A 25098-nucleotide genomic window follows, 5' to 3' on the forward strand; every position below is an offset into this window, starting at 1 on the left:
GATGGACTGTCGCCGGATCGGTCAGACCCGCACCGCGGCCGGCCTGTCCGCGGCGTGGTCGCCCGGCTCGCTTCCGTCGCCTTCGACCGGTCGACCGGTGAGCGCTTCGCCTTCGACGTCCACGCGGGGCAGCAGCCGATCCAGCCAGCCCGGAAGCCACCAGGCCCGGTCGCCCAGCAGGGCGAGGACCGCCGGCACGATCGCCATCCTCACCACGAAGGCGTCAAGCAGTACGGCGGCGGCAAGACCGAACCCGATCATCTTGATCATGGAGTCGGTCTCGGTGACGAAGCTGGCGAAGACCGCGATCATGATCAGTGCGGCCGCTACCACGACCCGGGCGCTGTGGCGGAAGCCTGTCGTGACCGCCTGCGGGGCCCGGTCTCCGTGCACGTACGCCTCGCGCATTCGGGAGACGAGGAAGACCTCGTAGTCCATCGCCAGGCCGAAGACGATGCCGACCAGGAAGATCGGCATCAAGGTCATGATCGGGCCGGTCTGATCGACGCCCAGCAGATCGGCGCCGTGCCCCTGCTGGAAGACCAGGACCACCGAGCCGAGGGCCGCCAGCACCGACAGCAGGAAGCCGAGGGCCGCCTTGATGGGTACGAGCACGGACCGGAAAACCACCAGCAGCAAGATGAAGGCCAGACCGATCACGACCGCGAGATAGGGAACCAGCGCGGCCTGGACCTTGTCGGCGATGTCGATGTTCGCCGCCGTGGTCCCCGTGACCTGGTAGGTCGCACCGGCCTTCGACTCGATTCCGGGACGCTCGGCCCGGACGGCCTTCACCAGGCCCTTGGTCTTCTCGTCCGTCGGTGCGGTCGAGGGCACGGCCTCGAAGATCGCGGTGTCCCCGGCCTTGTTGAACTGAGCCGGGGAGACGGCCACGATCCCCTTCGTGCCGGCGATCTCCTTCGAGATCACCTTCACCGAATCCTCCGGGTCGCTGGAGTCCTTGGCGTCCACGATGACGGTCAGCGGCCCGTTGAAACCCGGCCCGAAGCCCTCGGCCAGCGCGTCGTAGGCGCGGCGCTCGGAGGTGGAGGTGGGCTTCGCCTCATCACCCGGCATGCCCAGCTGCAGGTTGGCCACCGGGAGCGCGATCGCGCCCAGGCCCGCGACGCTGAGCAGCAGCACCGGCAGCGGGCGTCGCAGCACGAACCGCGCCCAGCGGGTTCCCCCGTTGTCTCCGCCACTCTCCTTGGTATGCCCGCCCTTCCGGGCTGCCTTGCGGGCGCTTCGCGAGAGCGCGGCATTCGGCCAGATACCGAACAGCGCCGGAACCAACGTCAGCGCGACGAGTACGGCGACGACGACCGCGCCCGCGGCGGCCAAGCCCATCTTGGTGAGCATCGGGATGCCGACCACCGACAACCCCACCAGCGCGATGACCACAGTGAGCCCGGCGAAGACGACCGCCGAGCCTGCTGTGCCGACCGCGAGCCCGGACGCCTCCTGTGCCGTACGGCCGCGCGCGCGCTCCTCCCGGTAGCGGGAGACGACGAAAAGGGCGTAGTCGATGCCGACCGCGAGACCCAGCATCATGGCCAGCGTGCTGGCCGTGTCCGACAGTCCGAAGATGTCAGCCACCGCCGTGAGGGCGGAAAGGCTCACGGCGACACCGATGAGCGCGGTCAGCAGCGGCAGCCCGGCCGCGACCATCGAGCCGAAGGTGATCATCAGCACCAAGGCAGCCACCGCTATGCCGATCAGCTCGGCCAACCCGCCCGCTTCGCCGCTGTCCAGCGCCTCGCCACCGGCCTCGACGGTCAGGCCCGCATCTCGCGCCTTGTCGACGGTCGCGAGCAACTGCTCCTTGCTGGCGTCGGTGACCTCGGCGACCTTGACGTCGTAGGTGATCGTCGAGTAGGCCGTCGATCCGTCCTTGCTGACCGCCTTCGTCTGGAAGGGATCATCGGCTGTGTCGACCTGAGGGCCGGTGGCCAGTTCTGCCACAGCCTTCTCGATGACCGCCCGGTTGTCCGAGGTCGTCACCTTCTGTCCGTTTGGGGCGATGAAGACGACCCGGGCGGTCGCGCTGTCGGCCGTGGCCCCGGGGAAGCGTTGCTCCGCCAGGTCGTAGGCCTTCTGCGCCTCGATGCCCGGCATGGAGAACCTCTCGTCGGAGGTCCCCGGCGTCTGGGACGCGGCGAAGACGGCGGCCACCATGGCGGCCAGCCATATCAGAGCGACGGTCCATCGTCGCCGAAAGGCCAGTCGGCCCAGTCGATAAAGAAAGGTGGCCACGAAAGGGTCTCCACATCTGCTGTCGGGTACCTGCTCAGCCTGTCGGGGGCGGGTCGTCCCGTCGTCATACCTTGGACACAAACATCACTACTGATGAGGTAGTACAGAATCGGCTGGCAGGCCCCTCCGGTATGACAGGCCCCTCCCGCGGCTCCTGGTCGGCGTCGACCCGTCCCGGCGGACCTTGGAAGTGCCGGTCCACCTGGCGTTGGCAGGTAGCGGTAACACGCCACTAAGGAGGCGCAGGGCTGCGGCGGAGTACGCCGATTCGAGTACGCCAGCAGCACCCGGATACTTATGGTTACCATGTAACCATAACGGAAGGATGCTTAGTCGGGCGAGGGTGCGGTGTCAAGGCGGTTCACCTTGACGCCCTGTCTTGATAATGGATACATTGTAGCCATTATAGTAGTCCGCCCTGGCCCACATCCCAGACTCCCGGTCCACAGGCACGACTTCGTGCACATGTCGACCGAGGCCCCGGCACATACCGCCACTCCGGCAAAGACCCCACTGGCAAGGAGCTTCGGCATGCCCGCGAAGAGTCACCGTTTCCCTGGTGGGGAGGGTGCGGAACGAGCCCGCACCTTGCTGCGCGGAGCGCAGATGATCACCATGGCGCCCGGCCGACCCGACGTGGAGCGCGTCGACATCCATGTCGGCGACGACCGCATCGCCGATACGGGCGATCACCTGGACGGGCACGCCGTCGAAACCGTCACCATCCCCGGCCTGGTCAACGCTCACCTGGCCATCTGCCAGAGCGGACTTCGCGCTCATGTCCTACTCGCGGGGGACGTTCAGGGGACCAAGGCCAGGCTTCTGGAATCGGGCCAACGGCTCCTCCGCGTGCTGGACGCTCCGAGCACCGCCCAGGCCTGAAGCGGGTGCCAAGTGCTTGTCCACGATCTGCAAGTCCAACGTCGCAGGGTTGAGAGCGCTCGTCCGGTAAGCGGACACACGAGCGTGCACGGTTCACATGCCTGCCGACCCGCGGCGCCGAGGAGCCGTGGGCGCCGGTGGCCGGTACCGCGCGGCGCCGCGTTCTGGCTGGTGGCCCTTGCCTTCGCCGTGACGATGCTGGGCACGACCCTGCCAACGCCGCTCTATGCCTTCTACCAGCACCGGCTCGGCTTCTCGTCCCTGATGGGCACGGTGATCTTCGCCGCCTACGCGGTTGGGGTCCTGGCCGCCCTGGTGCTGTTCGGACGGGTCTCGGATGCCATCGGACGGCGGCTGACCCTGCTGCCGGGGCTGGCCTTCGCGGTGCTCAGTGCGGGCGTGTTCCTGGTCGCCGACAATCTGCCACTCCTGCTCGTGGGACGGGTGCTCTCCGGCCTGTCCGCGGGCATCTTCACCGGCACCGCGACCGCCACCCTGGCCGACCTGGCGAAGGACGGCGCAAGCGAGCGCGCCACCCTGGTAGCCACCGTGGCGAACATGGGCGGGCTGGGTGCCGGACCACTATTGGCCGGCCTCCTCGCGCAGCTGGCCCCGGCCCCAGTGAAGCTTCCGTTCATCGTTCACCTTGCAATGCTCGCCCTGGTCGCCGTAGGGGTCTGGCTGATGCCCGAACCCGTGGCGGTCACGGTGCGCCCGCGCTGGCGGATCGCGCGTCCGAGCGTGCCGGAGCCGATGCGAGGCACCTTCATGCCGGCGGCGACCGCGGGATTCGCCGGGTTCGCGGTGATGGGGTTGTTCACGGCGGTCGCGCCGTCGTTCCTGGGGCGGCTGCTCGGGCTGTCCAGTCCGGCGCTGGCCGGTGCCGTGGTCTGCACCTTGTTCGCCGCCTCGGCGCTCGGGCAGATCACGCTCGTACCGCGGCTCGGCCGTGCCGCCCTGCCCGCCGGGTGTGCCGTGCTCATCGTGGGAATGGCCCTGCTCGCGACGGGACTGGCCGCAGAATCGCTGGTGCTGCTCCTCGCCGCCGCAGTGGTCGCCGGACTCGGACAGGGCGTGACCTTTCGGGCGGGGCTGGCCGCGATCAACGCCGAGGCTCCCAGCGGGCAGAGCGCCGAAGTGGCCTCGACCTTCTTCTTCGTGCTCTACGTGGCGATATCCCTGCCCGTCATCGGCGAGGGGCTGGCCGCGCAGGCGGTGGGACTGCGGACAGCCGGGATCGGCTTCAGCCTGGCCGTCGCGCTGCTGGCCGCGAGCGTCTTGGCCGCCCTGCTTCGGGCCGGGCGGGACGGTGCCGCGTCCCCGGAGCTTCGAATGCCGGCACGCCCGTGACGGATTCCCTGTCGAGCGGTCCGCCGCATCGGCCTTGTCCCGGCGAGGACCTTCACCCACCACTCAGGCCCTCCTCCGTTTCGCCCGCCAGCACATCCGCGTCCTGTTCACCATGCTCCAGGACGGCACCTTCTACGAACCCCGAACCCCACGGACGTCGAACTCGCCGCATGACCTCGGCGAGCCCAACCACACCAATCCCCAACATGGACGCCTTGACGAAAGGCAATAGAGGCACCCCCACCTCGGACCCGGCCCAACCACCCCGGGCGACGCCGCTCCGGTAGGCACCGGCCTCCACGCTTGGGGGCGGCCGCGGCTACCTCGCCTGTGACGACGGAGGCATGCGCAGGACCCGGCAAGCGCGGCTTGAGATGGCAGGCTCTCTATTTTCTGGATACACTGTATCCGCAAGATGTGAACTGTCCCGGCCGGGGGCGAGACGTCGAGGCGATTTCCGAGTCGAGGAGAGCAGTGATGAAGGCAGCAGTGGTGGCGGCAGCGGGTGGTGCTGTGCCCGAGTACCAGGACTTCCCCGATCCCCGGGCCCGCCAGGACCAACAGATCGTCGACCTGGTCGCGACCGCGATCCATCCCGTCGTGCGCGCCAAGGCGTCCGGTGCGCATTACAGCAGCACGGGCCAGTTCCCGCTGGTTCCGGGGGTGGACGCGGTGGCCCGCACCGCCGACGGCACGCTGGTGTACACCGGCGAGATCGACGCGCCCTGGGGCACGTTCGCCGAGCGGATGGCGGTCACTCTGGCACTCCCGCTACCGGAGGACGCCGACCCCGTCGCCGTGGCGGCGGGCATCAATCCGGGGATGTCCTCCTGGATGCCGCTCACCGCTCACGCGGACGAGTTCGGCACACCGGACACCGTGATGATCCTCGGGGTGACCGGAGCGGCTGGTGGCCTCGCTGTGCAGAACGCCGGAGCGCTCGGAGTGCGGCGCGTGATCGGCGTGGGCCGCGGTGCGGACAGCCTCAAGCGTGTGGCCGGGCTGGGCGCCGAAACGGTCGAGATCATCGGCGACAAGGAGGTGGACGCGACGGCCATCGGCACCGCCCTGGGCACCGAGGCGCCCGACCTCGTGCTGGACTTCCTGTGGGGCGGTGCTGCCGAGTCCGCCTTCCAGGCGCTGGCGGCCGTTCCCGGCGCCGGAAGCACCAGCTACGTGGAGATCGGTGGTGCGGCCGGTCAGCAGGCCCTGGTGCCGGCCCCGTTGCTGCGCAGCCGCCCCTTCCGGCTCAGCGGCAGCGGCATCGGTTCCTTCGACATGCGGCGCTATGTCGCCCAGCTCGTCACGTATGCAGGACTCATCGCCGACGGCAAGGTGGACGTCAGCGCGCAAACCTACCCGCTCTCCAAGGTCAGCGAAGCGTGGACCGCTCCCCAGGGCCCCCGCCCCGTCCTGATCCCCGGCTGAGAGTACGGATCCGCCGCAGGAGCCATACACCGCCCGGATGTGGCGGCGGGCCGCGAGTGCTCGAAAGCATCCGCCTCGTCCCGACGCGTGCGCTCCCTGTCGTCGGCGGCGCGAGGGCCGCCCGCTCAGCCCGGTGAAGCAGCGGTTTCGAACACGACAGGAGGTGACATGACCAGCTCCACATCGCCGACCCCGCGCACACCCCATGACGTCCTGCGTCAGGAGCAGGTGGTCCAGGCCGCCATCGCCCTGTTGGACGAAGGAGGCATCGACGGTCTGACTATGCGACGACTGGGCGGCCTCCTCGGCACCACTGCGGCAGCTCTTTACTGGCATGTCAAGAGCCGGCATGACCTGCTCCTGCTGGCAACTGACACCGTGTGGTCGCAGGCGCCGCTCTCTGCTGTTGACGGCCTCGAATGGCGTCAGGCACTGCTGGCCATGGCAGGCAACTTGCGCTCGATGCTGTTCCGGCACCCTTGGCTCCTGGTCGCCATGACCATGCAGCCTCTTGACGGCGCTGCCAGGGACCGCCATGACGAGCATCTCCTCGCCGTCTGCACGTCCGCTGGTTTCACCAGACGGGATGCCGAGCGAGCCGCTCAGAGCGTCGTCACATTCGCGATCGGCTCCGCTCTCGCCGACACTCCCGACCCGAATGTCTCCTTCGGCCTGCGGTCGCTCCTGGACGGCATTGAAGCGCGACTCTCCGAGGCGTCTGACTCGGCAGGGCGTGAGGGGGCAGCCGATCGAGCAATGGTCCGCGCGACGACACGGGCGACCGTACGGTCCTCGGGAGCGGGCAAAGCCCCACCACACCGCCCAGCCGGTCACTGATCGCCTACGACACCTGAGCGTGACGACACCCACTGGGCTCAGCTTGTCCGGATCCCGCCCGTTGGGGATGACGTGCGCGTCTTCCCGGGCGAGGGCCCGCGCGCAGGCGAGCCCCAGCACCTGCGACGAAGCACGGACGAGCGCCCGGCGCCCTTTGATTCCCCAATCCATCAGACGGCCCCCTGCACGTGCGACCAGGCCAAGGTTCAGGAATCGAGCGCCGCCACCTCTGTCCGACAATATTTCGTGTACGATGTATCCGAAATGTGCTGGGTGGCACAACTCCTACGGCGACCGTCGCCATCGTCCTGCCACCGGCGACGCCCGTACCGCCGACGGCACAGCGATCGCGCGGGCGGAGGCCAGCAGCTCGTCAAAGTCAGTGAGAAGCTGGCGGGCGTCGGTGAACACGGTCGTGAAGGTCATGGCCGGGCCCGGGCCGACCGGACGAAGGCGCGTTGCCGCCGGTCGCAGACCGGGCCGGGCGAGCGGCTGGTTGTCTTGGGCTTCGCACGCAAGGGCATCGCCGCCCAGGGCGCCCGATCTCGTGGGGCAGGCGACCTCATCGGGATCGAAACGGGCAGGGGCAGGTTGTGGTCGGCGACGGTCGTCGATCTGTTCTCCCGCTGCTGCTCGGCTTCGCGATGGCCGCCTGTCATGACACCCGCCTGGTCGTCGCGTTCCTCAACATGGCCGCACTCACCCGCGCCGGGCAGTGTGCGCGGTGTGATTACGCACACTGACAGGGGGAGCCGCGAGACAAGCGCGATATGGTCCGCCGCACTGATTACCCGAGTGCCGGACCTCGGAACTGTTACCGATACCGATGGCCGGAACTGGCGACAGGGCTGCGTGCGACCGCCCACGACGAATCGTGCAGCCACCGCGGACAGGCGTACCGATTTTCCAGGATGCCTGCGAGCCGTTGGAAGGTGAGAAGGAACGTGACCATACAGAAATCACGGGCGGGGAATCTGCCCGCACCCCTGACGAGGTTCGTGGGCAGGCGCCGGGATCTCACCGAGGTCCGCCGCCGTCTGGGGGCAACGCGGCTGCTGACGCTCACCGGGGTGGGCGGCGTGGGCAAAACACGGCTGGCGCTGGAGGTGGCCGCCGTGTCGACCACGGACTTCGCGGACGGCTCGTGGCTCGTGGATCTGTCCCCGGTGCGGGACCCGTCGTTGACAGCGAACGCTACGGCAACCGCGCTGGGGGTACCGGACCTGGGCACCAGACCGGTCATCGACCAGCTCGCCGCCTTTCTGGCCCACCGCAGTCCGCTGATCGTGTTGGACAACTGCGAGCACCTCGTCGAGGCCTGCGCCGAACTGGCGCAGGTGTTGCTCTCAGCCTCCCCTGGGCTGCGCATACTGACAACGAGCCGCCGGGCTCTGGGAATCTTTGGCGAGCACGTATTCGCCGTCCCCCCACTGGAGCCGGATGACGCGGTAGAACTACTGCGGGACCGGGCCACCGCGGTGCGCCCGGAGTTTCAGGTCACCGACCGCAACCGTGCCCAGGTCCTCCGATTGTGCGAAGACCTGGACGGACTACCGCTGGCCATCGAACTGGCCGCGTCCCGGTTGCGGACCCTGACCGTCGACGAGACGGTCCACCGGCTGACGGACCGCTTCGGGCTGCTCTCCAGCGGCAGCCGCGTTGCCCGGCCGCACCAACGGACGCTACGCGGGTTGATCGACTGGAGCCACGAACTGTGCACCCCCTCCGAGCGGCTGCTGTGGCACCGGCTGTCCGTCTTCGCCGGTGACTTCGGCCTGGACGCGGCCGAGGCCGTCGGCGAGGGCGACGGCATCGACCCCGGCGAAGTGCTCGATCTCCTCGACCAGTTGGTCGTCCAGTCGCTCGTCGTGCCCATCGAGCGCGAGGGCCTGCCGCGTTACCGCCTGCTGGAGACCATCCGCAAGTACGGGCGGGAACGGCTCGTCGAGTCCGGGGAGGAGCAGCGGTTGCTGCAACGGCACCACACCTTCTACCTGACCCTCGCCGAGGGCATCGCCGACGGCTGGTACGGCCCCGGCCAGCAGGTGAGCCTGACCCGGCTCCGCGCCGAGCATGCCAACCTGCGTGCGGCGCTGGACGGAGCCCGCGATCCGCAGGCCACACTGGAGCTGGCCGCAGCTCTGCGTTTCCACTGGTGCGAGGGCGGATTCCTCAGTGAGGGACGCCGCTGGCTCGACCAGGCGCTCGCCGCCGCGCCCGAACCCAGCCCGGCCCGGGCCAGGGGGCTGTGGGTCACCGCCTGGGTAGCGGTGATGCAACGCGATCACGCTACCGCTCACCGGTGGCTGGACGAGGCCGCAGAGTTGGGCGAGCAACTGGACGACCCCGTGGTGCGTGCTTACGTCCAGGGCCTGCGCGGCACACTGGCGATGTTCAGCGGCCGTATGGAAGAGGCTGTGTCCTTCCTCGAAGAGGCGGTGGCCGCCCACACGAAGGCGGGCGAAGAGATCGGGGCGGTTCACTCGCTGCTGCAGCTGGGTACCGCACAGTCCCACCTCGGGGACCCGCGCGCCACGCAGACGTGCCGACGGGCGGTCGTCCTCGCCGAAGCCCACGGTGAACGGCTGGCCCACGCACACGCGCTGTGGGCCCTCGGCTACGACGCCTGGATTCATGGCGACCACGATGAGGCGATGGCTTTGATCCGGACCGCTCTGGAGAAGGAGCAGGGCTTCAGCGACTACGTCAGGGTGGCGCTGATGCTGGAGCAGCTGGCCTGGATCACCGCCGCGCGAGGCGACCACCAGCAGGCGGCGCAGCTGCTGGGTACCGCGCGTACTCTGTGGCAGGATACCGACACCACTATCTCCACGTTCGGCCCTCACATGGACGACCAACACGCCCAGTGCGAGTCAGCAATCCTACGGGGCGTGGGCCGGGCAGCGTACGAGAAGGCTCTTGCCGAGGGTGGTCACCACCGTGGCCCCGACGCGGCCATCACCTACGCTCTGCGCACCGAATCCGGGCCGATCGCCGTAACCGACACTCCCAACCCGCTGACGCCTCGGGAACAGGATGTGGCCGCGCTGGTGGCCGAGGGCATGAGTAACCGGCAGATCGCCTCCGCGCTAGGACGCTCCGCGCGCACGGTCGACCGCCACATCGAGAACATCCTGGCCAAACTGGCCTTCGGGTCCCGCGCCCGGCTTGCGTCCTGGTGGACAGCGAACCAGGCACGCACCCCGTAAGACCAACGGAAGGCGTGACCCGACGGGCATCGAGTGCAGCGCCCAGGGCAACGATCGACGCCGGACCTGCCGGAGCTCCCGGTGACGGTCTGGTCGGCAGGCCGCCCAAGCCGACCCCCGATATCGTCGGGCGGCCGGGAACGGCTCTCCGAGTACGGAGAGGTGGAGAGCCTGCTGCTGCGGTAACGCGGCTCGCACATCGCCCCTGCCGCGCGCATTACCGACGCCTGGTACCCCGGCCAGGACGAGGCCCTGGACCACCTCCGCGCCGGATACGCCAGTCCGCTGGCGGCTCTGAATCACGGCGTCGACCTGGGGAAGACACCTTTGCGCCGGCCGCGGTGCTGTGCTGCCACCGGCTCACCGACGGACTTCGGGGCAATGGACGGCTGTGGTTCGACCGATTGCAGTTGCCCTCGCACGAGGGCGGCACACGGCGAGAGCCGGTCGGGCCGCACAACCTCTGTGAAGCTGGGCCGTGTCACCTCGGTTCCTGACGACTTGGAGAAGGGAGGCCAGGCGCGATGATCCGCGCCAGGTGCAAATTCAGCGGGGCTTCCACGCCCCACGGACCGTCGGCGGCGGCCAGGAGGTCGGCCGGCCCCGGCGGCCACCTCCTCGACGCTGTTGGCGAATCCACCGCGGCCAGGTCACACGCCCGCGCAATGTGACACTTCCATGGGATGTATCACATTCACAGCCAGAGCGCCGCACCACGGCCACGGGCCCACAGTGGCCCGAACCGTCGGGTGGAATTCACCACGCCTCCACCTCCTGGGCGCCGGGGCCGAACCGGCTGCCCCGTCGGCCGCCCGTCGAGCCCGCTGACCCGCCGGGAGCAGGAGGTGGCCGCGTTCGCGGCCAAAGGGACTGAGCATGGTCAGGTCGCAGCCGGTCTTGTCCTCTCCCTCGCGCAGCCGAGGGCCACGGCGAGAACGTCCGGGCCAGGCGCAGCTTCGGCGCACATGGCGACACCACGCGTTGGCGGGTGCCGAACTGAGCATCCGCGTCTCAAGGCTCCGAGGCAACTCCGCAAAATTACCCATGGCACTGGGTGAGCCTTTGCCCCGATGCTCGCGGTGCCGCCCGTCGAGGCGGACCAGCCGCAGCGACGGCAGGTCCGTTACCAGCCTCCTGGGTCGGAACTAGGGGAGCCGGGCGACCGGGCCCAGGCGACCCGTCGCGGGAACCGCCTCCCGACAACTACCGACAGACCGTTCCTGGTCCACCCGGGCCACTCCATCGGCAACGCCCGACCGGCGGACGCGCCTTGGCTGCCTAGGCCTTCGGCTTCCCCACCTCGGTCCGGGACGGTCGTCCGACGCCCCAGCAGTCGCCGCATCCGGCGTCTGCATCGCTTCCATCCGAAAGGGAAGATCATGCGAAGATCGGACGCGACCGGGATGGGTGTGACTGCCCGCCCCGTGGCCGCGCTACAGCGCTTCCTGTCAGCTCTGACACCGTCCCGGCTGTTCCACGTGGGTGTCGCGCCATGGCGACGGGCATCCACGGGTGGGCTTGTCACCGCCCTCTCACTAGCGCTGGCCGCCGGCGCTCTGACGACCGCAACGCCGGCGCAGGCCGAGATCACCAACGGCCTGCTGCTGCGATACAAGCTGGACGAGACGTCCGGCACTGTCGCCCACGACGTCTCAGGCCAGGGTCGTGACGGCACGGTCAACGGCACCGCCACCTGGAAGGGCGCCGAGGGCCTGGACTTCAACGGCACCAACACGTACGTCAAGATGCCGAACAACATCATGGCCGGACTCAGCTCGATCACTGTCGCCTTCGACGTGTGGATCGACCGGGCCATGGCCAAGCCGTACTTCCTGTACGGGCTCGGCAACTCCAGCGGCTCCAGCGGCAACGGCTACCTGTTCTCCACCGGCAACCAGTTCCGCACCGGCGTCACGATGAGCAACTCCGCCGCCGAGCAGCAGACCCGACCGGGCACCTCGTACCAGCTGGCGCGCGGCATGTGGAAGCACGTCACGTACACGCAGACCGGCAACACCGGCATCCTCTACGAGAACGGCGTGGAGAAGGCCCGCAACACCAACGTGACCATCACCCCCGGCGCGATCGGCGGCGGGACGACCACCGCCAACTACCTCGGCCGCTCGCTCTACTCCAGCGACCTCTACTTCAAGGGCCGTATGCGCGACTTCCGCGTCTACAACAGGGCCCTGTCCGCCTCGGAGACGCGCGCAGTCGCCACCGGGACCGAGGACCAGTGGGAGCAGCTCCAGGCCCTCGCCGCCTACAACGGCGCACTCGCGGCGTTCGAGGACCCCGACGAGGGGCCGGTGGTCATCTTCCCGAAGGACTACACCGGCGACATCCACAACCTGACGACCCCGCCGGACTGGGCCAACGAGTTCGGGCAGGTCCCCACCGACTGGCCACACCCCACCCCGGGCCTGAGCCAGCAGTTCACCCTGGACGGGATCACCGACCTTCAGGACGCGGTCACCGTGAAGGTGCAGCCGGACGGTGACACCACCTACGCGCTGAACGTCTACTACGACGGGATGCGCGACAAGGTCGTGGCCGAGACCGACGCCCCGGCATCGGTCACCGATCCCCTGGCCACGCAGTACGCAGGCAAGCTCGACATCGAGGCCTACGCGTCCGAGCACCCGGCACCTGGCAAGTGCACTCCCGAGAACCGAACCGCGGGCACGGTACTTCAGAACGCAGCAGCGCAGGCGGACGGCGTCGTCCAGGACGCCCTGACGAAGCTGCAGTGGCAGCAGGTCCAGGCGCTGGCCGACTACAACTGCGCGCTCGCCGCGTTCGCCGACCCCGATGTGGGGCCGGTGATCATCTTCCCGAAGGACTACACCGGTGACATCAACGACCTCCAGAAGCCACCGGGGTGGACTTCCGAGTACGGCGACATCCCGAGCGACTGGCCCACCCCCACTCCGGGTTTGAGCCAGCAGTTCACGCTCGCCCAGATCACCGGCATCCAGGACGCAGCCGCCCGGCAGGTGTCGGCGGACGGCAACACGACGGCCTACAGCCTGGCAGTCCGTTACGACGGGAAGAGCGACCAGATGGTCGTGGAAACCGATGCCCCCGCGTCGGTCACCGACCCACTGCTCGCAGCGTACCCGAACAAGATCACGATCGTCGCGCCCCCGGCCCCGGCGCCCGCCGACCCCGCCGGCGGCGAAACCTCCGAGGGATAGCCGTGTGTCACACATCTTTCGCGCCGTCATCGGCGTGGGCCAGAAAGGACGATCGATGAGTATCTCCCTTCCCCGGGCATCCGGGGCACACCAGCACCACCGTCGCGGTGGTCGCAGATGGTGGAACTCCTTCGTGGCACTGCTCGCGGTAGCCATGTTGGCAGGCACCCTCGTCACCATCGCCACACCGCAGCGCGCCGAGGCGGCGGTGGAGGACTACGTACCGGCGACCTACAACATGCAGGGCGGCTCGGGCTCCGGCGGCAGCAAGTGGACCACCGATATCATGCAGTTGATCAACTCCGGCTACAACGTGATCGCGCTGCAGGAAGCCGGTCCGCGTCCCCCGGCGAGCGCCGGGGAGCCGAAATGGACTTCCGACTACCTCGGTGGCACCCAGCACTGGGCGGGCTGGCGCGTACAGCGGTACGAGTGGGACCCGTACCCCAACCGCATCAACCTGCCTTGGAACATCTACTGGATACGCACCGACTTCAGTGGTCCGGTCGGCACGTCCGGCGGTCGGGTGAACATCGCCATCATGACCCCCTTCAGGGCCGACTCGACGTTGGTCGCCCGCCCCGTCTTCTACGGCAACAACGGGCTTCCGACGTCCCGGCCGGCCCTCGGCATCCGGCTCGGGCAGACGCTCTTCTACAGCGTGCACGCGCTGTCGAGCGGAGGAAACGACGGCGTGTCACTGGTCAACAATATTTCTGCGCAGGCGAATGGCCGTACCTGGGCTGCCATGGGCGACTGGAACCGTGAACCCGCCAACCTTCAGCTCCAACGCGGCTGGCACAAGTACACGTCCGGAGGTGCCACGCACATGGGCGGAAACGGAACCAACCGGGAACTGGACTATATGGTTTCCAATTCACGGATCGCGGGGTACGGCGGCATCGCCCGAGGTTTCGGCTCCGACCACCTGGCCGTCGGGTTCCGCCGTCTGGCCGCGAACGCCAGCGTTCAGCTGCTCAACGCCCACGACGACAACCGCGCCCTCGAGGTGGAGGCGCAAGGCACTGGTTCCTACATCGTGGCCACCAGTAAGACGCCAGGGCCGTGGGGCCACTTCCGTTTCGTCAACGCCGGAAACGGCAACTACACCATCAGGGTCATGAAAAGGAACGCGAACGAACCCGAACAGTGCCTGGACGCCACCGACGCACAGCTCACCCGATTCGACTGTGTCAGCGGCGACAACGCGCAACTCTTCGACATGCGGTACTGGAACGACACGGGGCAACTCCAGATCAAGCCGCTCAACCGGTCGACTTGTCTCGGAGACGACACCGACTTCGGGTGGGGATCCGAGATCGTCACCACCATGAGTTGCAGCAAGGGCGAATCCCGGTTCAACTTCCGATTCGACAAGGACCCGGGAGCGGGCGCGAACCCCGTGGTGTTCTAGACAGGTCTCGATCTTTCGTGACGGCTCGCCGGTTCATCTGGTGGGCCGTCACGGTTGTCGAGTGGGGTGTAGACAGGCCGGTGGCCCGGCTGATCCCCCTGTGGATGTCGGCTGACCGACGCAGGTGTCGCCGCAGTCCGCATGGACGGCAGCGGTGGGTGCCGTCAAGCTGCGCCTGCCGGACCGGGCCATCCAGGACCAGGTCGCCGTGCTCGCCGAGCACACCGAATGCCCGCCCCGAGCGACGACTGTCGTCCCGAGCGTCCCCGACGTCCTCGTTGAGCAGTTGATGGTCGGCCGGGGGATGGTCACGCGTGTTCCTCCGTGGCAGAGAGCCGACGGGCCGATCTGCACCGCCGTACTCGGCGGCGGCTCCGGATCTGCGGCGCGGGTCAGATCCTGTCGGCCATGTTCGCGAAGTGGGCGGCACTGATGAGGCTCCCTGAAAGCGGCCACCCCCTGCTCGATGGTGTCCCCGCATCTGCTCGATGGATCTCCCCGCTCATAGGGCGCTTGACCTGCGGACGGGCACCAGAAGGGAGGGCCGGACGGACTGTCCAGGGTGGCCGAAGGCAGCGGAACGACAGCCAAGCCGTTCAGTAAATTGAACGATAGGTTCACCGTACCAATGATGTTCGGTATAGTGAACGTATGGTTCATCCAGCCGAAATTCGCCGGGGTGGCGCGCAGGTCACCGTCTACCTCGATGACACCTACCTGGAGCAGGTCGATACGCGGGTGATCGCGGTCGGCGAGCGGGAGGGGCTGCCGTGGGCTGCCGTTGAGCACTGCCTGTTCCATCCGCAGGGCGGCGGCCAGCCCGCCGACTCGGGCTGGCTTGAGGACGCGGAGATCGTCCCGGTCCGGGACCGCGAGTCGGGGCTGGTCGTGGCGATGGCACCTGAGGGTGGCAGCCTGCCGCCCCTGATCGAGGGGCAGGCGGTGCGGGCCCGGATCGATCTTCAGGCTCGCACGGCGCACGCCGCGCTGCACACCGCCGGACACCTCATTGAGGCAGTCGGGCGGATGCAGGGCTGGGAGATGGCCGCCAGCAATCATTTCCCCGGCCAGGCACGCATCGAGTTTCACGTGCCCCAGGCGGACAAGCGGCTGGCCGACCCGGAAGGGCGGGAGGAAGTGACGGCTGTGCTGCGCGCCGAAGGGCGGCGCGTGGTGCATCTGGATGCGCTGCACGCCGCGCCGTGCGGGGGCACGCACGTGCCCAGCCTCGGCGACCTGGCCGAGGTCGTCCTGCCGACACTGAAGGTCAAGAAGGGCCGTATCCGCCTGTCCTACACCGCAACTCACAGGAGCCGCTCATGACGCCGCCTCCCTCCGGCCGCCAGCCGGTCAGCAGTACCGCGGCCGCGGTCGGCGCGAAGATTCGTCTGCGCCGCCAGCAGCGCGGTATGAGCGCCGCGGAGATGGCCCGGCGTGCCGGGCTGAGCAAGGCCACGCTGTCGCAGTTGGAGGCCGGCAACGGCAATCCGACGATCGACACCCTGGATGCGATCGCGATCGCCCTGCGTATCCCGATTGCCGACCTCCTGGCGCGTGATGCCGACACCGGGCCGGTCTTCCGGCCGGGTACCGATGCGGAGCCCGGCACGGTCTCCCGGGAGTTGCTGCGCCGCATCAGCAGCGGCAACAGCCTGGAGATCTGGCGGCTGCGCATCCCGCCCGAGACGGAGCTGTCCGGCGTGCCGCACGCCACCGGCACGATCGAGCACCTGCTCATCGCCACCGGCCACGTCACCGCCGGCCCCGTCGACGCCCCCCAGGACCTGGGCCCCGGCGACATGCTCGCCTTCGCCGGGGACGCCCCGCACTTCTACCGCACCGGCGCCGAAGACGTAGACATCACCGTCGTCTTCGCCTCTCCCATCAGTACCTGACACCTGGGAAGACCCGCTCATGAGCACCACCATCACCACCACCCCCTCGAGCCGTGCCTTCATCAGCGACAACATGGCCGGTGCATCCCCAGCGATAGCCCAGGCCGTCGCCGGCGCGGCCACCGGGCAGGTCCCGCCATACGGCAACGACCCCTTCACCCACAGCGCCCGTCGCAGGCTGAGCAACATCTTCGAGCGGGACGTCGATGTCTTCCTGGTCTCCACCGGGTCCGCAGCCAACGGCCTGAGCCTGGCCGCCCTCACCCCGCCCTGGGGCAGCGTGCTGTCGCACCCTGACAGCCATATCAACCACGACGAATGCGGCGCACCCGAGTTCTTCACCAGCGGCGCCAAGCTCGTCACCGTCCCCGGCGACGACAGCAAGATCGACCCCGATGCGCTGTCCGCGGCGGTGCATCGCCGGACCGGTGACGTGCACAGCGTGCAGCCCTCCGCGGTGAGCATCAGCCAGGCCACAGAGAGCGGCAGCGTCTACACCCTGGAGGAGATCCGCCGCCTGTCCTCCATCGCCAAGGACGCCGGTCTGCGCGTCCACATGGACGGCGCGCGCTTCGCCAACGCCCTCGCCCACCTCGGCGTCACCCCGGCCGAGATGACCTGGAAGGCCGGCATCGACGTACTGTCCTTCGGCGCGACCAAGAACGGTGCGATGACCGCCGACGCCATCGTCTCCTTCGACCCCGCACTGGCCACCGAGCTCGCCTTCCGCGCCAAGCGCGCCGGCCAGCTCGCCTCCAAGATGCGCTTCCACGCCGCCCAGATCGACGCCTACCTCACCGACGACCTGTGGCTGCACAACGCCCGCCAGGCCAACGCGATGGCCACCCGGCTCGGCGACGGCCTCAAAGCCATCCCCGGCACAGGCCTGCTGGCCACCCCCCAAGCCAACATCCTCTTCTGCCGTCTGCCCCAGAAGGTCACCGAAGGACTCCTCGCCGAGGGCTACGCCTTCTACCACGACCGCTGGGCGGCGGGGACCGTCCGGTTCGTCACCTCTTTCTCCCACAGCGTCGACGACATCGACCAGCTCATCGACGCGGTCCGCCGCCATACTCACTGACGGGCGGGTCTGAAGGCGCCGTACCGGCTTCGTCACCGCGCAGCCGCCTGGCGGCCTGGGCCGCGCGCGGACGCGGCACATCGACAGCTGGGGCCAGGTCGAGCCGTTTGTCCCTCTCCAGCCGGAAGGTGCCGTACGGGTTGAAGAAGCGGCAACGGCCAACCCTCCGAACCTACCGGTGGGTTACGTGCTCCCTGATGTCCGAGCCAGGACTACCGGGCCTTGACCGGCCAGCACGGCCCGCACACTCCACGAGCGGGCGGCCCCGGCCGACAAAGCGCGACACCCGATGAAACTCCCCACTCCGTTGAACGACGGACCGAGTGGAGCGACGAGTACCCCCGGCCGAATTCAGGGATCCTCATCAGCACCCGGGTGGCCGGCGTTGACCCGGGTCCGGAGGGGTTGTCGGTGCCAGCGAAGCACTTCTCGCGCAGGCTGCCCTCCGCGTACTCCGTCTGCATGAGGCCAGGCTCCTGGAGAACAGGAACGGCACACTCGATGAACTCGTACGTGTCAAGACGGCCGGTGATGCTGACGAGGTTGAAACCGTCGACGCCGACGCCCTGCCACTCGCTGAATGGTTGGCGATCTGTTCCGGCGTGCCGACGATCCGGGAGGCCGTCAGCGACATGACGACCTCGCGGAGTATCCAGCTCTTGCCGGGCTGGGCTTCGGCAAGCACGCGGAACTGGCCCTTGGTGGGGCCAAAGAACGAGTGTGGGGGTCCTCTGGGTAAGCCCTGAGCATCACCGTCGAACACTTCGAACAAGGCTGAACATCGGCTGGTCTCCTGGATCCCGCACAGCCTGCGCGGACAGCCGCTGACCAGCTAAGAGGTACTGCTGCGGACCGTCTCGGCCACCCGGACCAACACCGGGCTGACCGCTGGCGGCGCACTGGCAGGGACCACCGGGCCACACATGCCCCGTTCTGCCCATCCGCCTCAAGTGCTGCGGACGTCGCGCCCGACCTCGTGGTCCACCAGTGCACGGGCTGACACGGAAGCGTACGCATCCGTGTCCGTGGAACCGCGTCCGCGCGGGGTGATCCGGCTGGCCGCCCAGCCCGCCACGAAGCCTGCCGGAATGGACACCAGTCCGACGTTCGCGAGCGGGAACCAGGAGAAGTCCGCCGACGGGAACAGCGCTTCAGGTGTGCCTGAGACGGCCGGCCCGAAGAACTGCAGCAGCACGCACGAGCCCAGCCCCGTGTAGATGCTCCATACGATGCCTGCCCGTGTGCAGCGTTGCCAGAACAACGCGTACAGGAGCGCAGGCAGGATGGCGGAGGCGGTGACGGCGATCGAGAACTGCGCGAGGAACTGGAAGCTCCAGTTCTGGGCCAGAACCGACAGGGCCACCGCCAGCGCGCCCAGTATCGGGGTGGCCCAGCGCATCGCCTTGACCTCCATGGCTGCTGTGACCTGCTGCTCGCCGCGCCACTGCACATAGATGTCGTGCACCAGCGCGGCCCCCACACTGAGAGTGAGAGCCGCGACCACCGTCAGGCTCGTCAGAAAGACCGCTGAGACGGTCAGAGCGACCAGCAGTTCGCCGCCCCACTCGGTGCTCAGGCTGTTCACGAGCGACAGCAGCGACGCGGCTGACTGGAGATCGAACCACGACTTGGGGGTCTGGCCGGCGAGTGCTGCCGCGCCCAACCCGAGAACGACGGCCATGGCACAGAACGTGCCGACCATGCCGATGGTGTACAAGACCGAACGCCGTGCCGCGGCACCGTGCTCGGCGGCCTTCACTCGCATGATCAGGTGCGGCGCTACCGCGGAACCGAGAACGACAGTGACCTGAATCGAGATCAGGTCCAGCCGACCGGTCAGGTGCGTTCCCTGGAACAGTCCGGGCGCGAAGTAGCTGTCGGGGTCGACGCTCGCGCTCGCAGCATCCGCAAAGAGCCGATCGAAACTCCAACCCATCCTCGCCATCAGGACAATGACCAGCAGACCCATGAGGGCGAACAGCATGATCGTCTTGACGACCTGCAGCATGGTGTTGCCGCGCATACCTGTCAGAGCGGCGGCACAGGTCATCATGCTGCCGATGAACACCGTGCAGAGCTGGGCAGCAGCTGTTCCTGTCAGGCCTGCCAGGGCCGCAGTCGCCCTACCGGAAGCCGTCAACTGCACCACGGCTAGCGGTATGCAGATGCTGAGCGTCGCCACGGTGGCCGCTATGCGGATACTTCTGTGGTGAAACCTCGCGTCGAGGGTGTCACCGAGCGTGAACCGGCCGACGTTGCGAAGTGGCCGCGCCAGGACGAGCAGGACTGCGAACGCGCCGACAGCGCTCGTGGCCAGGGCCATACCGTCGTAACCAGTGAGCGCGACCAGGCTGGTGGTGCTGAGTAGCGTGAGCACGGAGATGGAGTCACCAGTCAGGGCGAGCGCGTTTCGCCAGGGCCTCACGGAGTGCCCTGCCGTATAGACGTCCTCCGGGTTCTCGGTGTCAGCGCTGAAGATCAGACACAACAGCAGAGTCACGCTGACGACCAGGAGGAACGCCACGAAGGGGACGGCGTCGACGGATCCGGCGGCGACCGTGCTGACGACGGTCTGAGCGCTCATCGGTCACCGCCAGGGACCAGGCTCGAGGTCCGGCCGCTACCCGTGGCCGACTCCCGGTGTCTTCGACTGTCGCGGTCGAATCGCCACGCCGTGGCGAGGAGTCCGGCCCCCTGCAGAGCAAAGAGGAGCACTGCTGCGGGCATTCCGCCCCTCACGTGGGTGGCCGGCAAGCCTCCGACCACCAGCGGAAGGCCGATGACCAGCGCCCAACCAGCGAAGTTGATTCGCAGGAAGCGGCGTCGAACGAGCGAGGTCGCCGTTTGCAGTTCGCAGAGGCCGTTGTCGCCACACCCTTGGCGGCGGGGCGGCCGAGCCGGCTGTTGCTGATGTGGACTCATGTCTTCTCCTGGAGGCAGGACAGCGGGGATGGTTTTGGTGCTCGCAACTGCTGGCGGGCGGCACGGTGACGCCCGAACTGCGTCGGCCCCGTTGGCCGAGTACGGCAAGGACGCATGCTGCAGCAGAGCCGTCGGTGAGCGGGGAGCGCGACTGAGGAGCGAGGCCCCTCAGCTCCCTCAGCGGCCATCCGAATCGAAGTGGTGCAGGGAGGAGGCGCTACCTTGCAGCTCCCGCGGGTGCCTTTCGTGGCTGAGTCCTGCCAGCCGTGCCGGGGTCCTTGGGGACGGGGTGACTGAAGTCGACCGGGGAGCCCTGATGGCCGATCCGAGGGCCCTGTGACTCCACGCCCGCCTTCTTCCGCGGTCTGGTGCAGCCCGCGGAGCGCACCGGTGCAGGCCGGCACCGAGGTCAGCGCACAGCCTGGACGCGCAGGACGCCGAGCCCTCCGAGCAGGGCGAAGGCCGCGCCGAGCGGGAAGAGCAGAGCATACGAATCAGTACCCGCGACCAGAGCGCCGGCCAGAGCGGGGGCGAGGATCTGCGGAGCGATCGAGGCAAGGTTCATTACGCCGATGTCCTGGGCGTACGAGTTCGACCTGGGCAGCACCTGCGTCAGGAGAGCGTTGTCGACGGACTCGAAGCAGCCGAAGGCAAGCCCGACGACGACCGTCATGGTGAGGTAGCCGGCCAGGGTCGGTGAGGCGAAGGGGATGAGCAGCCCACCAGCCATCAGTGCCGACGCCGAGCAAACGAAAACCTTCCGGCGTCCGATCCGGTCCGACAGCATGCCGGCCGGCACCGTCGAGAGACAGATGCACAAGGCCGTGAGGCCCGCGACCACCGGAACCATGTCGACCGCATCGTCCCCGAGGCCGATGTGGTCCTCGAGCAGGTACAGGCCGTAGGCGTTGACGGTGAAGAAGCCCGTGTAGGTGAGAGTGCGGCTCGTGAGGGCCCACCAGAAGTCCGGGTGCGCCCGGGGAGACACGAGGAAGGTTCTCCACCAGCGTGTTCCGGCCTGCTCCCGCGGGGCGTGGGGCGCGGCTCTGTTGTCGGGGTCTCGTGTGACGAACAGGCGCGTGGCAGTCAGGGTGGCAGGAATGCAGCCGACGATGAAGTAGGCGAGGGGAGAGTTCGACGAGAGTACTGAGCTAAGTGCCGTTCCGCCGGCCGATCCCAGAAGGATTCCCAGGCCGAGGGCGGCGCTGAAGCGTCCCCGCTGTTCAATCGGTACCTGGTCTGGAAGGACGGCGGCCAGCGGACCCTGAGCTGCGCTGAGGACTAGCTCTGAGGTGACGTACAGAATCCCGAGTACCAGGAGTGACTGAGTCCAGCCCATCGCCCACAGGATCGGGGCGGCAAGCAGGCTACCGCCCAGAACGTACGGGGTGCGACTGCCCGCGCGGGTGCGGGTCCGATCGGAAAGCGCGCCGGACAGGGGCTGTGCGATCAGGGCGGCGGTGGCGCCAAGGAGCGTGAAGAGGCTGAGCACTTTGGCCTTGTCGTCGCCCGCCAGGTCCTCGATCTGAAGGGCGAGCAGGACACCGGGCACCGCGCCGTACACGATGGAGATGCCGAACTGGGAAACGCCGATCGAGAGCATCAAGCTCCGAGGCGCACTGGCCACGCCAACAGCCTCCTCGCCGGCCGTGGCGGCGAGGAGTTCTTCCGGATCCGGCGAGAAAGGTTGGGGCACAAGTTCTCCAGAAGGCTGTGTAGGGGCCAGGAAGCTGAGAGTGGTGCGCGGAGGGGGCCGGTGTGACGTGCTGCACAGCAGGGCCAGTGGACCCCACGACTGGCTGCGCGCACCAAGTCCCGCTGCCTCTACGAGGTATAGGCAGCGCCTATGCCACTGCGGCGGAGCGCCGCAGTGGCGCGCAATGACGGTGCCGTCGTTCAGGTCAACGTTGCCGAGCATGGGGCGCCGCGCTGGCGAAGGCGGAGGAGTGAGGGAGCTGACCGGGAGGCCTGCGCGGACGTCGACGACATTCCAGCGCTCGTCGAAACGCAGGTCCTCCCGTCCGGCTCCGATGGCCCCACGCGTCAGGCTGTTGGCGCGGTCGCAGCCCAGAACGGCGTTCGCCCACAGATGGCTCTCGCCACCCTTTCCCCGGACGGTCACGCGAACCGGACCGTCAGCGGCCTGGTCGACGGGCGACACCTCCGCCCCGGTCCCCAGCACGCACTCCGGGCGCCGGGCCAGGGCCTCGCGCAGCAGAGTCTCCAGGTCTCCAGCTCCGGCTGGCCGAACATACTGGGCTGCGGGAAATCATGGTGCCTGTGCTCGGAGCGCCGGAATTCGGCGGTCATCCGGTGTCGGGCGTCCAGCAGCCGCAGGCCACGCGCCGGTCGGGCGACCTCGGCGAACTCATCGTGGATTCCAGCGGCCTGGAGGATCCGGCGGACCTCGTCGTCCATGGCGACGGCTCGGGGCAGGGGGTAGACGTCCGAGTGACGTTCGAGGACGACCGCCCGCACACCGTGCCGGGCGAGCAGGAGGGCGGCGGTGACGCCGACGGGCCTGGCCCCGACGATCACCACGGGTACCCGGGGCGACGTACTCACTGTGCGTCTGCCACGGGGGTGCGCTGCTCGCCGAGGTCGATCCGCCCGTCCGGAGTGGTGATCGTGGCGGTGATCAGGTCATCCGCGTGGAGGAAGTGCGGGGTGCGGGCCTGGCTCCTGAAGAACGCCTTCCACTTGACGGCCGGCGGCAACAGCGCGCCGATCTTCTCGACCGCCTTGGGCGGCGCCTTCAGCGCGGTGCCGGTCAGCAGCAGGTCGCCGGGGTCGAGGATCTGGAAACGGGCCAGCAGGGACAGCGCCTGCACCGGGCGGACGATCATGTCGGCCAGGGTGCGGTCCTGACTCAGGTCGCAGTTGACGGACAACTTCAGCCGCAGATCGAGGAGATGGGTGAAGTCCTCCGGCTCCAGCAGCGCGAGGTACGGGCCCGTCGGAGTGAAGGTGGGGTACGACTTGCTCTCGTAGAACGGGGTCTTGGTCAGCTGGACGTCACGGGCGCTGACGTCGTTGGTGAGAACGAGCCCGACATGGTGCACGACCCGCACCGGGAGGCCGGAGGGGTCGAGCAGGTCGACCACCTTGCCACCACCGGGCGGGTCGGCGTCTCGCACGGTGGAGCCGGTGGTCCGGGCGAGCCGGTCCAGGTCGCCGCGCTAGGCCGCGCGGAATGCCGGGCCGATGAAACGGGACGCGGGGCCGCGTCGGATCACCATGCACGGCGAGTCGGCGAAGGTGAACTGAGCAAAACATCAGAGATGTAAGCGTGAGTCGCCGGGCGGCCCGAGCGGCCTGCAAGGCTCTGGCTGCTCATCATCAACCTTTAACGGATACGATGACTCCATAATGCTCACTTCCGGACACTCAGGCCCAGAGATCCGCCACCGAAGGGGGATCACCGCATGACCTCGGAGGTCCAGCCCGTTCCGGGCAGCCCCGCCTGGTGGGCGGGCCGGGCGCCTGCCCTCACGCAGCAGCGAGGCCGCCCGCAGACGGACATCGGCCGGATCGTGGACACGGCCCTGCGGCTTGTCGACGACGCCGGGATCCAGGCGCTGACCCTGCGCACCCTCGCCGAGGCCCTCGGGTCCGGCACGGCGACGCTCTACCGCCGCTTCAACAGCAAGGACGAACTCCTCGTCCTCGTGGCGGAGAAGATTCTGGGCGAGGTCCGCATCACGCCCGGGAATGTGGAAGGCCTGCCCTGGCGGGAAGCCGTGACCATCTCCGCGAACGCTTTTTACGAGGTCCTGCGCCGACACCCCCACGCGATCACCTTGCTGGCGACCCGGGTTCCCGCAGGACCCAACAGCCTCCTCGCAAGGGAATGGCTGGGTGGGCTGCTCCTGGGTCACGGATTCTCCGTGTCCCTGACCGCCCGCGCGTTCACGGCCATCGGGCACTACGTGATCGGCTTCGCCATTCAGCAGCACAGCCCCGGAACGCCGGGGCCGGAGGACCAGGCGCAGCTGCGGGGCTACTATCGCTCCCTCGATCCGGTCGGCTACCCGGCCACGTCGGCAGCTGCCGACGAGCTGACCTCCGTACCGCCGCACGAGGAATTCCGGTTCGGTCTGGATCTGCTCCTCGACGGCCTGGAGCGGGCCGCACGTAAACAGCCTCAGGACTCCACGGATCCCGGCAGGCATCGAACCGGGCGGACCCCGAAAGGGCCGGTGGCGAACGATCCGGCCGCCTGACGCCCCGTGTGGCGTCCGATGCCCGGGTGGTGCCAGTGGCGCGGGCCCCGGTCGGGGCGGGTCGCCCGTTGAGAGCGGTCCACACGGCCATCCTTGCGTACCCCCAGCTCGCCCGGCTTGCTCCATCCTCAATAAACGGCTACGCTGTAGCCATTAAAGAGAGCGGGATGACCCGGGGCGGCCGCAAACCGCACTGGTCGACATGACGCGGCTTCTCTTCGCGGAAAGGAGCAGAACTCCACCGTCGGGCGGTACTCCGCACGACTCCCGTCTCCGATCGTCGACAGTTCGACGGTCCGGACGCTGCTCCATCCGGCCCACGGCCGCCTGCCGCCGCATGCGGACGCGTGGTCCAGTTCGAGAACCCCCGCGGTGCGGCCGCTCGGCTGTTTCCCCTACACCATCGA

General features: G+C 68.4%; 14 protein-coding genes and 3 pseudogenes. 12 read left to right on the top strand and 5 right to left on the bottom strand.

The genetic code is table 11. The features are described from left to right. Nucleotides 1–21 precede the first annotated feature (21 nt). A complete protein-coding gene (locus tag HLK59_RS02005; RefSeq protein ID WP_171139409.1) occupies nucleotides 22–2253 on the bottom strand; it encodes an MMPL family transporter in 2232 nt (743 codons plus the stop codon). A 531-nt stretch (nucleotides 2254–2784) separates the two neighbouring features. Here HLK59_RS02005 and HLK59_RS02010 point away from each other — a divergent pair. From HLK59_RS02010 to HLK59_RS02055, 11 genes and pseudogenes are all read left to right on the top strand, one after another. Next, nucleotides 2785–3135: a hypothetical protein gene (locus HLK59_RS02010; RefSeq protein WP_171139410.1), complete on the top strand. Its 351-nt coding sequence runs from the start codon at nucleotides 2785–2787 to the stop codon at nucleotides 3133–3135. A gap of 171 nt (nucleotides 3136–3306) precedes the next feature. Next, nucleotides 3307–4485: an MFS transporter gene (locus HLK59_RS02015; protein ID WP_346779623.1), complete on the top strand. Its 1179-nt coding sequence runs from the start codon at nucleotides 3307–3309 to the stop codon at nucleotides 4483–4485. A gap of 43 nt (nucleotides 4486–4528) precedes the next feature. Continuing rightward, nucleotides 4529–4717 (top strand): annotated as a pseudogene (locus tag HLK59_RS50710) (hypothetical protein); the annotation flags it as partial. A gap of 245 nt (nucleotides 4718–4962) precedes the next feature. Continuing rightward, on the top strand, nucleotides 4963–5913 hold the full coding sequence (locus tag HLK59_RS02020; RefSeq protein WP_171139411.1) for a zinc-binding alcohol dehydrogenase family protein: 951 nt from the start codon (nucleotides 4963–4965) through the stop codon (nucleotides 5911–5913). Nucleotides 5914–6081: 168 nt separating this feature from the next. After that, nucleotides 6082–6750, top strand: a complete 669-nt coding sequence (locus tag HLK59_RS02025; RefSeq protein ID WP_171139412.1) for a TetR/AcrR family transcriptional regulator C-terminal domain-containing protein — start codon at nucleotides 6082–6084, stop codon at nucleotides 6748–6750. Between the two features lie 944 nt (nucleotides 6751–7694). Further along, nucleotides 7695–9959 carry a LuxR C-terminal-related transcriptional regulator gene (locus tag HLK59_RS02030; RefSeq protein WP_346779624.1) on the top strand — a complete coding sequence of 755 codons (2265 nt, stop codon included), beginning with the start codon at nucleotides 7695–7697 and terminating at the stop codon, nucleotides 9957–9959. A gap of 1379 nt (nucleotides 9960–11338) precedes the next feature. Beyond that, on the top strand, nucleotides 11339–13156 hold the full coding sequence (locus HLK59_RS02035) for a LamG domain-containing protein (protein WP_240982136.1): 1818 nt from the start codon (nucleotides 11339–11341) through the stop codon (nucleotides 13154–13156). A gap of 133 nt (nucleotides 13157–13289) precedes the next feature. Further along, complete coding sequence (locus HLK59_RS02040) at nucleotides 13290–14570, top strand: hypothetical protein (RefSeq protein WP_171139414.1); 1281 nt, start codon at nucleotides 13290–13292, stop codon at nucleotides 14568–14570. 651 nt (nucleotides 14571–15221) lie between these two features. Then, entirely contained in the window at nucleotides 15222–15893 is a 672-nt protein-coding gene (locus HLK59_RS02045; RefSeq protein ID WP_171139415.1) for a metal-dependent hydrolase, read from the top strand. Continuing rightward, a complete protein-coding gene (locus HLK59_RS02050) occupies nucleotides 15890–16465 on the top strand; it encodes an XRE family transcriptional regulator (RefSeq protein WP_171139416.1) in 576 nt (191 codons plus the stop codon). The genes HLK59_RS02045 and HLK59_RS02050 overlap by 4 nt, the downstream gene beginning before the upstream one ends. A 19-nt stretch (nucleotides 16466–16484) precedes the next feature. Then, a complete protein-coding gene (locus HLK59_RS02055) occupies nucleotides 16485–17546 on the top strand; it encodes a low specificity L-threonine aldolase (protein ID WP_171139417.1) in 1062 nt (353 codons plus the stop codon). Between the two features lie 946 nt (nucleotides 17547–18492). Here the strand turns inward: HLK59_RS02055 and HLK59_RS02060 are convergent. The 4 genes and pseudogenes from HLK59_RS02060 to HLK59_RS02075 all read right to left on the bottom strand — a co-directional run. Continuing rightward, on the bottom strand, nucleotides 18493–20130 hold the full coding sequence (locus HLK59_RS02060) for a cation acetate symporter (RefSeq protein ID WP_171139418.1): 1638 nt from the start codon (nucleotides 20128–20130) through the stop codon (nucleotides 18493–18495). A 747-nt stretch (nucleotides 20131–20877) separates the two neighbouring features. Continuing rightward, nucleotides 20878–22164 carry an MFS transporter gene (locus tag HLK59_RS02065; RefSeq protein ID WP_346779630.1) on the bottom strand — a complete coding sequence of 429 codons (1287 nt, stop codon included), beginning with the start codon at nucleotides 22162–22164 and terminating at the stop codon, nucleotides 20878–20880. Between the two features lie 276 nt (nucleotides 22165–22440). Beyond that, nucleotides 22441–23033 (bottom strand): annotated as a pseudogene (locus HLK59_RS02070) (FAD-dependent monooxygenase); the annotation flags it as partial. Continuing rightward, nucleotides 23030–23740: pseudogene (locus HLK59_RS02075) on the bottom strand (fumarylacetoacetate hydrolase family protein); the annotation flags it as partial. The pseudogenes HLK59_RS02070 and HLK59_RS02075, both read right to left, overlap by 4 nt. A 153-nt stretch (nucleotides 23741–23893) precedes the next feature. On the opposite strand from HLK59_RS02075, the gene HLK59_RS02085 reads away from it, so the two are divergent. Further along, nucleotides 23894–24691, top strand: a complete 798-nt coding sequence (locus HLK59_RS02085) for a TetR/AcrR family transcriptional regulator (protein WP_171139419.1) — start codon at nucleotides 23894–23896, stop codon at nucleotides 24689–24691. Nucleotides 24692–25098 lie beyond the last annotated feature (407 nt).

Origin of the sequence: Streptomyces sp. S3(2020), from assembly GCF_013044505.1 — a bacterium.
In the GTDB taxonomy this organism is placed as follows: Bacteria; Actinomycetota; Actinomycetes; order Streptomycetales; family Streptomycetaceae; genus Streptomyces.

What these genes read in the sequence shown, in the direction of transcription:
- HLK59_RS02045 (WP_171139415.1), top strand. Translation starts at nt 15,222, where the DNA reads ATGGTTCATCCAGCCGAAATTCGCCGGGGTGGCGCGCAGGTCACCGTC.
- HLK59_RS02025 (WP_171139412.1), top strand. Translation starts at nt 6,082, where the DNA reads ATGACCAGCTCCACATCGCCGACCCCGCGCACACCCCATGACGTCCTG.
- HLK59_RS02050 (WP_171139416.1), top strand. Translation starts at nt 15,890, where the DNA reads ATGACGCCGCCTCCCTCCGGCCGCCAGCCGGTCAGCAGTACCGCGGCC.
- HLK59_RS02010 (WP_171139410.1), top strand. Translation starts at nt 2,785, where the DNA reads ATGCCCGCGAAGAGTCACCGTTTCCCTGGTGGGGAGGGTGCGGAACGA.
- HLK59_RS02055 (WP_171139417.1), top strand. Translation starts at nt 16,485, where the DNA reads ATGAGCACCACCATCACCACCACCCCCTCGAGCCGTGCCTTCATCAGC.
- HLK59_RS02060 (WP_171139418.1), bottom strand. Translation starts at nt 20,130, where the DNA reads ATGAGCGCTCAGACCGTCGTCAGCACGGTCGCCGCCGGATCCGTCGAC.
- HLK59_RS02035 (WP_240982136.1), top strand. Translation starts at nt 11,339, where the DNA reads ATGCGAAGATCGGACGCGACCGGGATGGGTGTGACTGCCCGCCCCGTG.
- HLK59_RS02020 (WP_171139411.1), top strand. Translation starts at nt 4,963, where the DNA reads ATGAAGGCAGCAGTGGTGGCGGCAGCGGGTGGTGCTGTGCCCGAGTAC.
- HLK59_RS02085 (WP_171139419.1), top strand. Translation starts at nt 23,894, where the DNA reads ATGACCTCGGAGGTCCAGCCCGTTCCGGGCAGCCCCGCCTGGTGGGCG.